This is a genomic window from Halomonas sp. 7T (assembly GCF_025643255.1).
Classification (GTDB): Bacteria; Pseudomonadota; Gammaproteobacteria; order Pseudomonadales; family Halomonadaceae; genus Vreelandella.
In genome coordinates this window covers 1438380-1451324 of sequence record NZ_CP087112.1, presented here as the reverse complement: position 1 = coordinate 1451324, position 12945 = coordinate 1438380, and the positions used below count along the sequence as shown (strand labels likewise).

Below are 12945 nucleotides of genomic sequence, written 5' to 3'. Positions count from 1 at the left end.
GAATGCCATTAAACAATGCACTGCCCATCCCGACCAAGCTGCACCGGCGTATAGCGCCCCCTAATACGGTGTTGTTGAGCTTGGGCGTAGCGATGTTGGCCGTTATATGGCTGTTAAGCCCCGTCAGCGTAGCGCCTAACCGAATTGTGCCCGGCACTTCTTATCATCTGTTGGATGCCATCGGGTGGTTCGGCGCACTGCTGATTTCGCTATTAATCAGTGCACTATGCGTTTTAGCGTTACGAACAACGCAGGCTTATTATTGGGCAATGCTGGCGCTGGTCGTCGTAATGCTGTTGCTCATGCCATTCGGTTTTATTGTTGCCAGTCATTGGCTAGTAAATCCTGAGCTACCTCAGGCACGCGTCAGCGTTGGTGCCGCATCCTGGTCCCTGCTATTTATTCTGCTGCTCTGTTTGGTCGAGCTGCGCCTTCGGCTGGGATTGTCTCGCTTGAGTACGACGCTACTATTAAGTTTTGTCGGCGTTATATGGTGGTTATGTACATCATCATGGCTGCAGGATTTAGCCTTGGTGCAGGAGTTCCAGGCCCGCGATCAGCAGTTTTGGCGCGCCACACGTCAGCATCTCCAATTAGTTAGTACGGCCGTCGGGGTAAGCGTGGTGGCAGGTTTACTGCTGGCCATGCTCATGCGGCGCTATACAAAACTGCAAAAAATCACTTTTTCACTGCTCAATTTTCTACAAACCATCCCTAGTATTGCGCTGTTTGGATTGCTGCTAGCGCCGTTGGCCTGGGCGGCGGCAAATATTCCTTTTTTGGCAAAGCTAGGTGTCAGTGGAATTGGTACGGCACCTGCGTTAATTGCACTCATTGCCTACAGTTTGCTGCCGATGGTACGTAATACGTATACCGCGTTAGAGGAAGTCAGTAGCGACACCTTGGAAGCCGCCAAAGCGATGGGGATGCGCAGCAGTCAGCGTTTTTGGCAGGTCCGCCTTCCTCTAGCCTTGCCGGTAGTGCTAGAGGGTTTACGTATTACAACGGTCCAAGCAGTCGGCTTAACCGCAGTGGCTGCTTTGATTGGAGCGGGGGGGCTGGGTACCTTTATTTTCCAGGGCTTAGGCCAGGCTGCAATGGACATGGTGCTACTCGGTGCACTGCCTATTCTACTGTTGGCGTTGATCGTCGATGCAGGCATAGGGGCGTTGGCAGAAGCGCTTCGCCCCGGAGGTCATGAATGATAGAACTATCCCACGTATCAAAGCACTTTGGCGAAGAGACTGCTGTTGATAACATATCGCTGCAGGTTGCCAAGGGAAAGTTCTGTGCGCTGGTCGGTACGTCTGGCTGTGGTAAATCCACCACCTTACGCATGATTAATCGCCTTATTGAACATAGTGAAGGCGATATCTTGCTGGACGGTCAGGCTATTCAGAGTTACGACCCTGTTAAGCTTCGTCGCCGGATTGGCTATGTGATTCAAAGCACGGGGCTCTTTCCTCACTGGACGGTGGCGCGCAACATTGGCTTGGTTCCTAGACTGTTAAAGTGGCCGCGCGATAAAGTTATTGCGCGGGTAGAAGAGTTAATGGGTGTTTTAGGCTTGCCGATAGAGGAGTTTTCTCACAAATACCCTCATCAGCTGTCGGGTGGCCAAGCTCAGCGGGTTGGCGTTGCGCGAGCGCTCGCCGCTAATCCTGATATTTTATTAATGGACGAGCCGTTTGGTGCTTTGGATCCTATCACTCGGGAAAAGCTCCAAGATGAAATGGCCAAGCTCCAGGCTCGGCTTCATAAAACGGTGGTATTCGTCACTCACGATATGGATGAAGCGCTAAAGCTTGCTGATCATTTAGTCGTCATGCGCAATGGTCGCATTGTTCAACAGGGAACGCCGTTGGCGTTATTGCAGCATCCGGAAGACCCCTTTGTCGATTCATTGCTCGGAGGCCTTGAGCGAGGCCTTAAGCAGGCAGCGCTGACCCGCGTGAAAGATCACATGACCTCCCTAGGGCAAAGCTTGCCAGCACAGTCGCGTGTGCCTGGAGAGTACTCACTGCGTCAAGCACTTTCCATGATGCTGCGTGACCACAGTGACCGGTTAACCGTTGTTGATCAGCAGGATATGCCGATTGGTGAGCTATCGTTGCGAAAAATTGTTAAAGAAGCCCAGATCGATAAGGTGAGCGTACGCGATGCTTATTAGTTGTCGCACGCCATCCTCGTCAAGCGCTAGCCATCGTTGGGTACTACCACTTATATGGGGTGCACTGTTAGCCGCCGCCGTGCTGACTATGCCCTACATGGAGAGCGTATTCCGCTGGCTAGAGCCTGATGCGCGGCAAGTGATCTATCAGCGTGCGGAGTTTTATACTCTTCTGGGTCGCCACTTACTGGTAGTGGGTGTTGCGGCGGTGTTCACGATTTTTATGGGGGTGTTCGCAGGCATTGCTGTCACCCGGCAGCGAGGGCAGGACTTTTTACCGTTAGTAGGGCAGTTGGCGTCCCTAGGGCAGACGTTTCCACCCGTTGCCGTACTCGCACTCGCGGTTCCCACGCTTGGGTTTGGTACGCTGCCGATTATAGTGGCGCTTATGCTATACGGGCTGCTGCCGATCGTACGTAATACCTTAGCTGGCTTTAAAGGGGTAGACGCTGATGTTAAACAGGCGGCATTAGCCATGGGCATGACGCCCTGGCAGGTGCTGCGCCGTGTTGAGCTGCCATTAGCAGCACCGGTGATCTTAGCCGGTATTCGAACCTCGGTAACCATTAATATTGCCACTGCCGCGCTGGGTGCGACGGTAGGTGCCAGTAATTTGGGCGACCCTATCATTGCCGGTATTGTGAATAACAACATGGCCTATGTCGTGCAGGGGGCTTTTCTGATTGCACTCCTAGCGTTGACGGTCGATAGCTTCTTTGATGTTTACCAAAAAAAGCTGCGTTCCCGCCTTTCTGCGTCTTAAGTTGTATCCCCTAAAGTAGCCTACTGAGTTAATGTCCTTGTGTTGCGTTGACCCGTGTCAGATAAATCCACTGGCATAAAAGGTCAGCACCGACAACACTGCCCTCAAAAGGGGCAAAACAAGGATAATAATGATGACACAGTATGTACATCAGCCGGCATTTTTGACCGGTGACGAGTTTTCCATCGATACCTTTAGTTTGCTCGACCCAGAGGGAGAGCTTTATGAAGGTGCCAGCGAGCCAGCCCTTGAGCGAGACCATGCAAGGCGGCTCTATCAAGCGATGCTGGCAACCCGCATTCTAGATGAGCGTATGCTAGCGGCACAGCGTCAGGGGCGGTTAAGTTTCTACATGCAGTGCACCGGTGAAGAGGCTGCTGTTGTTGGAGCAACCGCCGCGCTTAACGACGCTGATATGATTATGGCGCAATACCGCGAGCAGGGCGCCCTCATGTATCGTGGCTTCACCATTGACGAGTTCATGAACCAGCTTTTCGGCAATGAGCTGGATTATGGCAAAGGTCGGCAAATGCCGATCCACTATGGCTCGCGCAAACTGCATTACATGACCATTTCTTCTCCCTTGGCGACGCAAATTCCACAGGCGACAGGCTATGCTTACGGCCAAAAACTGGCGGGAGATGGCCACTGCACACTGACCTTTTTTGGTGAAGGTGCTGCCTCTGAAGGTGATTTCCACGCTGCGCTGAATATGGCCTCGGTACACCAAGTGCCGGTTATTTTCTTCTGCCGCAACAATGGCTACGCCATTTCAACCCCTGCAATAGAGCAGTTTGCTGCCGACGGTATCGCGCCTAGGGCGTTCGGCTATCACATGCATGTCATTCGCGTAGACGGTAACGATGCGCTCGCGGTCTTTGAAGCGACTACTCAAGCTCGCAAAATTGCTGTAGAGAAAAACCAGCCGGTGTTGATCGAAGCAATGTCCTACCGTCTTGCTGCACACTCTTCTTCTGATGATCCTTCGGGTTATCGCTCAAAGGACGAAGAAGAGATCTGGCGCGCAAAAGACCCGCTGTTACGTCTAAAGAAGTGGCTTGTTAAGAAAGGCTGGTGGAGCGAGGAAGAGGAAGCCGCTCAGCAGGAGAGTCTACGAAAAGAGGTTCTGGACACCCTGAAGCGTGCGGAAAAGCGATCACCGCCGCCACTTGAATCCTTAATTAGTGATGTTTATGCCGACGTCACCCCCGCGTTACAGCGCCAGCTAGACCAGCTCAAGCGCCATATTCGCCGCTATCCAGACGCGTACCCAAAAGGTGCCAAGTCACTTGATCTCGACGTTGATACGGCCACTGATGCCCAGGGGGATGCGTAAGATGCCTACTATGAATATGTTACAGGCGATTAATAACGCCCTAGATATCGCCATGGCCGAAGATGAAAAAGTGATTTGCTTTGGTGAAGACGTGGGTGTGTTTGGTGGCGTTTTTCGAGCCACCAGTCATCTACAGGACAAGTACGGCAAAGCACGCTGCTTCAACACGCCGCTGGTGGAGCAGGGCATTATTGGGTTTGCCAACGGATTAGCGGCTCAAGGCTCCGTGCCGGTGGCAGAGATTCAGTTTGCCGACTATATCTTCCCCGCATTTGACCAAATTGTTAATGAAACGGCCAAATTCCGCTATCGCTCTGGGGATCTGTTTAACGTCGGCGGTTTAACCATTCGTACCCCCTATGGCGGTGGGATTTCAGGCGGGCTGTATCATTCACAGTCGCCAGAAGCCTACTTCACCCATACGCCGGGCCTAAAAGTGGTGGTGCCCCGTAACCCCTACCAAGCGAAAGGGTTGTTATTGGCAGCCATACGCGACCCTGATCCGGTACTTTTTCTTGAGCCTAAGCGACTTTACCGCGCCGCGGTGGGCGATGTGCCAGAAGAGGATTACCAACTGCCCATTGGCGAAGCGGAGATCGTAAAAGATGGCAGTGATATTACATTAGTGGGCTGGGGCGCACAGATGGAAGTGATAGGTAAAGCCGCTGAACTTGCTGAAGAGCAGGGCATTTCCTGCGAAGTGATTGACCTGCGGTCCCTGCTCCCCTGGGATGAAGACACGGTAGCAGAATCTGTGTTTAAAACTGGCCGCCTAATTGTGAGCCATGAAGCCCCGCTCACGGGTGGCTTTGCCGGAGAAATTGCTGCAACCATTCAAGAGCGCTGTTTTCTCTATCTGGAATCGCCCATTGCACGGGTGACCGGGCTGGATACGCCATTCCCGCTAGTGCTGGAAAAAGAGTATTTGCCCGATCACTTAAAAATTTTTGAAGCGATTCGCGAAAGCGTTAACTTTTAGCGCCAGGGAGAAAAATAATGAGCGATTTTATGCTGCCGGATATCGGCGAAGGCATCGTTGAGTGCGAAGTCGTTGAATGGCGCGTTGCAGAAGGCGATCTTATTGAAGAAGACCAGCCCATTGTTGAAGTGATGACCGATAAAGCGCTGGTAGAGATTACCGCACCAGAATCAGGTGTAGTGACCAAGCTCTATGTACCTCAAGGCCAAGTTGCCAAAGTGCATGCACCGCTTTATGCCTATGAAGCAAACAGTGAGGCAGCGGGCGCGCAAGAAAAAGAGAAGGGTGCTGATACAGTTGAAACGCCCAAGACAAGTCAGCAGGCGCAGCCCTCGAATCAGCCTTCTACAGCAACGTCTTCGCAGGCTGACAAGGGCGCTACTACAGAGAAAGGCCCCTTGGGCAAAGTGCCTGCTAGCCCAGCAGTACGTCGTTTAGTGCGTGAACACGAATTGCAATTAACCGATATTGCGGGCAGCGGTAAAGATGGTCGGGTTCTAAAAGAAGATGTGCTGGCGCATCTTGATCAAGCGGCACCCGTGCCCTCACCAGCAAGCCCTGTCACTGGTCAGGCGGCGCGAAACGAACCACAGGCACCGAGAGTTGAGCCGCTGCGCGGCGTCCGGGCGGTGATGGCCAAGCGCATGGTTGAGTCTGCCACGACGATTCCTCACTTCCATTACGGTGAAGAAATCGATGTCACCGAGCTTCTAGCGCTTCGTGAGCGCTTAAAGCCTCAGGTAGAAGCATTGGGCGAGCGTCTGACGTTGATGCCTTTCTTTATGAAAGCGATGGCGCTGGCAGTGACTCAAGAACCAATTGTTAATGCCCAGCTTAATGCCGCAGGCGATGAGTTACACTACTTTGCCCAGTGCAACATTGGCATGGCGGTAGACAGTAAGGCGGGCCTGCTGGTGCCTAACGTCAAGGGCGTTGAAACGCTAACACTGCTGGATATTGCCCGTGAAGTAGGGCGGTTAACCACCTCGGCGAGAGAAGGCCGTGTGGACCAAGCTGACCTCAAAGGCGGCACCATCAGTATTTCTAATATTGGCGCATTAGGCGGCACTTACGCAGCGCCGATTATTAATGCGCCTGAAGCAGCGATTGTGGCGATTGGTAAAACCCAATGGCTGCCGCGCTTTGATGAGCAGGGGGCTGTACAGCGCCGAGCAATTATGACCATTACCTGGGCGGGGGATCATCGCTTTATTGATGGTGGTACTATCGCGCGCTTCTGCAACGCCTGGAAAGGCTTTTTAGAAGCGCCGGAAACCATGCTGCTGCATTTAGGCTAGCGCTAGCTAATGTCTCAGGCACCGCTTCAGCAGTTTTATATACCCGAAGAGCAGTCGGTATATCTGCTAAGCCACCATGATGCGCGGAAGCTTAAAGATTGGGTGGCGCTGTGCAAGACACAGCTCGCCCAACTGGGTTATACGGGAATTGAGCTTGTTGGCAAAGGAGCCTATGGGTTTGTGTTTGCGGGCAGTGCGCTTGAACAAGGCGCACCTGCTCATGATCTCCCTACCCATCATGCCTTTAACCAGCATGTCTTTAATCACTACGTCTTTAAGTTTTCGCGTATTACTCTACCTATGCACCTGCAAGAGCGCCTTGAGGAAGAGGCGTTCATGCTTGACCAAGTCGCCCACCCTCTTATCCCTAAATTAGTGGCCTATCAGCGTACTCGCGGCCAATCGATTCTGGTGATGGAGCGCGCCCCCGGCTGGAACCTTGAGCAAGTGTCGTTAAAAGAGGGCAGACTATCCCCGCGGCTGATTATTCGAATTGCCGTTCAGTTAGCGGATATCCTGAAATCGCTTCGTCGTGAAGCGGGGCCCAATGCTCGCCCCGTCGTGCACGGTGATATAAAACCTTCCAATTTAGTCTTTGATCCCTCAACCGAGAAAATTGCGTTGATTGACTGGGGCTCCTCAGTGTTTGCGCAGTTGGATGAAAAGCTCCAATTTGTAGGCGCTAATGTCATGGAGCTGATGTCGGATAACTTACAGCAAACCAATGCGCGTTTAGGTGATGTCTACTTTATTGGTGAGGAGCAGCTTAATGGCGCGCTCTCATCGCCACGCTTTGATGAGCAAGGTGTTGCGGGCACGCTTTACGCACTTGCTTCCGCCCAATCATGCCGCTTTGGCCATCGTGCCATCCCGGCAAGCGCTCTGGGATTACCGATGGAGTTTGCTCGCATCTTGGATGGCATGCTGGATCCTGATCCTCAGGTGCGTCGTCGCGCGGGGGACTATTTTTTAAGCGCGATGCCCCGCCTCGGCAGGGCGGTCATGATTGACCTGCCGGTAGCTCTTCAATCGCCCCTTGTGCCTGTCTGGGCGCGCCCTGCGTATCAAGAGATAGATACGGTCGTATACAGCTCACGCAAAGCCTTTCTCCGTGAGGCCAATGCGCAGGAAACGCTTAACGACGTCAATGATGTACAGCTGGACCGCTACTACAAACAGTTTATGCAGGGGATGGGAGAGACCGAAAAAGCCTTTCTGGCCTCGGTGAGCCGCTTGGGAAGGTACCCCGTCGTGGGCGGCTTAGCAGTGCGCTGGGAGCGAGAAGGCGTTTATATTGACTCCTCTCTTAACCTGCATGACCCAGCGTTAAAGCCTGCTTTTATTGAAGCGGTTAATAACATGGTGCACTTGGCACGTGCTATTCATCGCCAGGGAATTTTTAAAAGCTGCTTATTTAATGCGCGCCAAACGCTGCATCTAGAGCGCGCCAGTGCCCATGAGGCATTTCATTGCGAGCCGGATATGCAGATCCATTATGAGCTAAGTGCGGTTCCAGAAATGGAGGACCGTACGCGTCAGCATAGCTACTTTGAAGATGGCCCCGACCCGGAAGAGCTACTGGTGTTGCCTAACCGCATTATTCAAATACTTAAGCAGCTCAACGAGATTCACCATACTGGGATGATTATTTTTGAAGCGCTGCCTCAGCACCTCAAAATCCATAGCTATTACCGGCTGCTTGACCCCAGCCGCGAGCAAGAATTTTGCAGCTTGCTGGCAAGGATGCTGGAGTCAGTCAGTCAGATCGAAGGGCTTGGTGTGTCTGGATTTATGAAAATGCCCTATAAAGACACACGCTTTTTTACCCACCTTGAGCGCCAGCCAGAGCATTATTACCCCAAGAACCCCCGTGCATTTCTAAAAAAGCATCCATAAATAGTGCTAAAAAAATTTTCACAAATCAGGCGCTTGCTCGACAAGCCATGTCGCCAGCTGTTCGGTGAGCACATCGCTTGCCTCGCCAAAGGCATCCACCACATCCGCTATTTCAACGCTGCTGGCCTGGGCACGGGTTGAAAAACTGGTGGCTTTGATACGACGAGGGTCTTGATCGCCAACAAGCTGAACATCTAGCTGCAGTTTTACAGTGGGCGGGTTGGTGTCGTACTCACTCTGAAAATGGCGCAGTTCACTGAGTAGCAGTAGATCATTGGGAAGGCGGTCACTGCCTACGCTCGTAAACAGCTGGCGTTGTTGTAAACCAGCGATCAGCCGTGCTCGCAGCATATCAGGCGCATCTTCGTGCCAGCGTGAACCTTCGTAAACATTGACCACGTTGCGTTCCGGGTATACCACAATGCGATTGCTGCTTAGTAAATGACCCGCTTCAGGCGTGGCCACCCCAAGCCGTATAGGCAGTGCTGGCGACGCTGTCTCTGGCATTGTTGCGGGCGTAGAAGCTGGCAGCCGGTAGAGTGTTGAAGGCTCGCTTTCAGGCAGTATTGAGCAGCCACCAAGCGATAGCAAAATAGCTGTTAGTGCGGCAACGTTAAGGGATTGGGGAAAGCTCATGGGCGGAACTCCTCTACCTGATCACGACCTAGGAGAAAGTCTCGGGGGCTCTCTTCCAGTTGGCGAGTAATACGATCCAGTGAATTCAGCGCAGAGCGCAACGCTGACAGGGCGGGGGCGATATCCCGTGTCCCCTGCAAGGTGCGCTCTACGGCTCCGGCATTGTCATTGACCAGCTGCTCAATGCGCTGTGCGGCACTGGCGACATCGTCGCTGGCGCTAGCAGCGCTCGCCATGACCATTTTGCCATCGTCGCGCAGTAACTGTGCCGCTTCCTGGCTAAGCGCGTCAATGCTGGCCAGAGTGGAGGTGGCTTGGCGGGATACATCGCCAAACAGCGCCATATTTTCGTCAAGTACCGCCTGCTGTGAGGCGATCATGTCGGTGATTTGCGCAATATTCGCGAGGATATTGCCAGCCTGTTCGCGATTGCTATCATCGAAAAGTGCGTTGACGTTTTGCAGAATCGAATTGATGTTCTCAATCATCTCTTCGCCTTCGTCAAATAGCGTGGCGATGGGCGAGGGGTCGGCGCGAATAAAAGGGACCTCATCACTCATCTGATCAACTAAGCGGGGGCTTTCAGGGGTGCCACCATGCAGTTGCACCGACATACTGCCGGTAATATTGGCAAAAGCGAGTTTGGCCCGCGTATCCATTTTAACAGGGGTATCTTCATAGACACGTATCGCTGCAATGACCTGACGAGGATCGTTAGGGTTTAGTTGTAAGCCGGTCACATCGCCAACTTCGATACCGTTATATTGGACTCTGCTCCCCACAGAGAGGCCGCTGACACTGCGCTCAAATAGAATGCGATAGGGTTGATAATCCCGCTCACCCGCTGCATAGCTCATCCATAGCGCAAATAGCAGGGCACCCGCACCCGTAAGGAGAGTGAAAAGTCCAATCAAAATATGATGGGCACGCGTTTCCATCTGCGTTACTCCTGTTGTTAATGAGGCACTGTTGATGAGCTACTGTTGAAGAGCGTTTTGTGCCGCTCTGCCCCTGGGGCCTTGAAAATAGTCTTGTATCCACTCATCGTCATATGTAGCGACGCGGCCGAGCGTGTCAGCGACAAGCACCTTTTTTTGCGAAAGAACCGCGACACGGTCGCAGGCAGCGTAGAGCGTATCCAAGTCATGGGTGACTAGAAAAACGCTAAAGCCCAATGCATCGCGCAGCGTCACTAATAGCTCGTCGAAGGCGGCTGCACCAATAGGATCAAGACCCGCGGTTGGCTCATCGAGAAAGAGAATGTCAGGGTCTAGCGCGAGGGCGCGGGCCAAGGCAGCACGCTTTATCATCCCACCAGAAAGCGACTCAGGAAATTGCAGCGCCGTTTTAGGTGAAAGCCCCACCAGCGAAAGTTTGAGCCGAGCTAAATACTCAGCATCCTCGCGGGAAAGCTTGGCGTGTTCAATTAGTGGTAAGGCAATGTTTTCCTGCAAGTTTAATGAGCTAAACAGCGCTCCGCGTTGGAACAGTACGCCAAATCGACGTTCTACTTGGCTGCGTTGCTCTTCGCTTAGGTTATTTAAGCGTGTCCCAAGCACTTCAATAGTGCCGCCATTGGGCCGCTTTAGACCAACAATGCTGCGTAGCAGCACCGATTTCCCCGTTCCTGACCCGCCCACGACACCCAAAATCTCCCCACGTTCAAGCGTAAAGTCGAGGTCTTCGTGGACAGTGTGGTCGCCAAAGCGGTTTACTAATCCGCGTACTCGAATGACTGGGTCACTTTGTTTTGGCTGCAAAGACGTTTCAGGAAGTGTCACCAGCCCATCTCCATAAAGAACAGTGCTGCCATTGCATCAATCAATATCACCATAAAAATCGATTGCACAACGCTTGAGGTAGTATGAGCGCCCACCGACTGGGCGCTGCCGCTGACTTTAAAGCCTTCCAGGCAGCCAATCACCGCAATCACAAAGGCAAACACCGGCGCTTTGCTCAAACCGACGAGGAAATGCGTGACGGAGACATCTTTTTGTAATGTGGTAATAAACTGACTGACCGAAATATCCAGCGAGAGGGCGGCTACGACAGCGCCGCCCACTAAGCCGCTGAGCATGCCCACAAAGGCTAAGAGTGGCAGGCTGATAAGCATTGCCATAACACGGGGAAGCACGAGCAGCTCAATAGGGTCTAGGCCTTGAGCTTGAAGGGCGTCGATTTCTTCGTTGGACTTCATGGCACCCAACTGGGCCGTAAATGCACTTGCGGTGCGGCCAGCGAGCAAAATAGCGGCCAGCAGAACACCAAACTCACGCAGAAACGAGAATGCAACTAAGTCGATTGTATAGACGGTGGCGCCAAAGTCCGCAAGCACTGTGGCACCCAGAAAAGCGACGACGGCACCCACCATAAAGGTGAGTAGCGCAACGATAGGCACCGCGTTTAGGCCGCTTTGTTGTATATGGGCCACCATGGCGGTAAAGCGCCAGCGGCGAGGGCGTAGCAGTAACGAAAAAAACGTGGCCAGCACTAAACCAATAAACGCTAGCAATTGGCGTTGCTGAGACCATAGCCCAAGCACTTGTCGACCAGTGGCGGCCAGCGCTTCAGTAATGCGATTTTTCGGCTGAGTCTGAACATCCAAAGGCGCTTCCATGGCCTCCGCGATGCGCATCAGCAACGCTTGCTGGGCAAGGGGTAGATCGCTGGCCCATTCGTGCGCCTGCTTGGCTTTCTCAACGCCTAGCAGGTCAACAATGAGCGCTGCTCCTGCGGTATCTAACGCTTCAAAACCTGGAAGCGCCACTGAAACAGCATTGAAATCATCTTGTTGTGTTACCACGCGCTTAAGCGCTGAATAATGGCGCAGCGTCCATTCGCCATGTAGCGATATGCGGCCATTCTTTTGAGTGATCCACTCGTTTGGCATCCCTGCTCCTCGTTGCCTTCTAGTGACAATGAAGGCCCATGATGCAGTCAAACGAGCGTTAGTGAAAGTGCCCTCGCAGCAACTTAACGCGATGCGCGATATTTAGGCGCTAATTCCTGCTTAATTTTTGCCGCTACTTCTTTAAGGCGTGGTCCCAGATTATTGACCAGGCGATCGTGATCCAAGCGTAGGCTGGAACCCCCGCAGTTGATGGCCATGACTTCTGCGCCATCTTCTAAAATAAGCGGCATCGCTACCGCGCTGATATCCCGCTGCCAATCCTGCTCAGAGAGGCAAAATCCGTACTCAGCATAGTCGCGCAGGCCCTGCTCGATGCCAGCATGAAGGCGTGGCCAGTCGCTGCCATGAAACGCGGCTAGCTCTTGCATTACCTGTTGACGGCGCTCGCCGGATAGGCCGCACAGCCAAGCGCGGCCAATCGCCGATGTGGCGATGGGAAGGCGAGAACCCACATCCAGGCGAATAATCAGCGGGCCATGACCGTGGCAGGTTTCCAGGTACACCATGTCGCTGCGATCGGCACCGCCCAAGCTGACATTGCAATCGGTGGCATCAGCAAAGTGCTGTAAATGGGGGCGTGCAACCTCGCGTATCCCCATGTTAGCCAGAAAGCGGTAACCCAGTGCTAGCACTCCCGGCCCTAAACGGTATTTCTCTAAGTGGCGGTTGTGCTGTAAATAGCCTAATTGGGTCAGCGTATAGGTGAGCCGGGACACCGTGGGGCGCGGGATATGGGTGCGATTAGAGAGCTCTGCATTACCCAGGTACTCCTCACCCGTACCAAAGGCACGGAGTAGTTCTAACCCACGGGCGAGAGCGGTGACAAAGTTGCGATCTTTTTCAGGTGATTGCGGCTCATCAGCAGCGGCGTCGGTTGGTTCCATCAAGCGTCTCGGCTAATCAAACATTGAGTGATAAGTATCGCATATCTGCGCTTGGCTATTGTAAAGCGCTAT

The 12945-nt window shown here is 53.1% G+C and carries 12 protein-coding genes; 7 read left to right on the top strand and 5 right to left on the bottom strand.

Annotation, left to right across the window (positions count from 1 at the left end; genetic code table 11):
- Positions 1-2: 2 nt before the first annotated feature.
- From LOS15_RS06665 to LOS15_RS06635, 7 genes are all read left to right on the top strand, one after another.
- The gene (locus LOS15_RS06665; RefSeq protein WP_263069016.1) at positions 3-1205 is read left to right on the top strand and encodes an ABC transporter permease; all 1203 of its coding nucleotides are present in this window, start codon (positions 3-5) and stop codon (positions 1203-1205) included.
- A complete protein-coding gene (locus LOS15_RS06660) occupies positions 1202-2170 on the top strand; it encodes an ABC transporter ATP-binding protein (RefSeq protein WP_263069015.1) in 969 nt (322 codons plus the stop codon). The genes LOS15_RS06665 and LOS15_RS06660 overlap by 4 nt, the downstream gene beginning before the upstream one ends.
- Positions 2160-2933 carry an ABC transporter permease gene (locus LOS15_RS06655; RefSeq protein ID WP_263069014.1) on the top strand — a complete coding sequence of 258 codons (774 nt, stop codon included), beginning with the start codon at positions 2160-2162 and terminating at the stop codon, positions 2931-2933. The genes LOS15_RS06660 and LOS15_RS06655 overlap by 11 nt, the downstream gene beginning before the upstream one ends.
- A gap of 133 nt (positions 2934-3066) precedes the next feature.
- Positions 3067-4269 (top strand): thiamine pyrophosphate-dependent dehydrogenase E1 component subunit alpha, encoded by a 1203-nt coding sequence (locus LOS15_RS06650; protein WP_263069649.1) that lies wholly within the window; start codon positions 3067-3069, stop codon positions 4267-4269.
- Between the two features lies 1 nt (position 4270).
- Entirely contained in the window at positions 4271-5248 is a 978-nt protein-coding gene (locus LOS15_RS06645) for an alpha-ketoacid dehydrogenase subunit beta (RefSeq protein WP_263069012.1), read from the top strand.
- A 17-nt stretch (positions 5249-5265) separates the two neighbouring features.
- On the top strand, positions 5266-6546 hold the full coding sequence (locus LOS15_RS06640; RefSeq protein WP_263069011.1) for a 2-oxo acid dehydrogenase subunit E2: 1281 nt from the start codon (positions 5266-5268) through the stop codon (positions 6544-6546).
- 9 nt (positions 6547-6555) lie between these two features.
- Positions 6556-8442, top strand: coding sequence for a protein kinase domain-containing protein (locus LOS15_RS06635; protein ID WP_263069009.1), 1887 nt, complete (start codon positions 6556-6558; stop codon positions 8440-8442).
- An 18-nt stretch (positions 8443-8460) separates the two neighbouring features.
- Here LOS15_RS06635 and LOS15_RS06630 read toward each other — a convergent pair whose 3' ends face one another.
- The 5 genes from LOS15_RS06630 to LOS15_RS06610 form a co-directional block, all read right to left on the bottom strand.
- Positions 8461-9078 carry an ABC-type transport auxiliary lipoprotein family protein gene (locus tag LOS15_RS06630; RefSeq protein ID WP_263069007.1) on the bottom strand — a complete coding sequence of 206 codons (618 nt, stop codon included), beginning with the start codon at positions 9076-9078 and terminating at the stop codon, positions 8461-8463.
- Complete coding sequence (locus LOS15_RS06625; protein WP_263069005.1) at positions 9075-10016, bottom strand: MlaD family protein; 942 nt, start codon at positions 10014-10016, stop codon at positions 9075-9077. Before LOS15_RS06625 ends, LOS15_RS06630 begins: the two co-directional genes overlap by 4 nt.
- Before the next feature lie 39 nt (positions 10017-10055).
- Positions 10056-10859 (bottom strand): ABC transporter ATP-binding protein, encoded by an 804-nt coding sequence (locus tag LOS15_RS06620; protein ID WP_263069004.1) that lies wholly within the window; start codon positions 10857-10859, stop codon positions 10056-10058.
- Positions 10856-11968 (bottom strand): MlaE family ABC transporter permease, encoded by a 1113-nt coding sequence (locus LOS15_RS06615; RefSeq protein WP_263069003.1) that lies wholly within the window; start codon positions 11966-11968, stop codon positions 10856-10858. The genes LOS15_RS06620 and LOS15_RS06615 overlap by 4 nt, the downstream gene beginning before the upstream one ends.
- A gap of 83 nt (positions 11969-12051) precedes the next feature.
- Positions 12052-12873, bottom strand: coding sequence for an IclR family transcriptional regulator (locus tag LOS15_RS06610; RefSeq protein WP_263069002.1), 822 nt, complete (start codon positions 12871-12873; stop codon positions 12052-12054).
- Positions 12874-12945 lie beyond the last annotated feature (72 nt).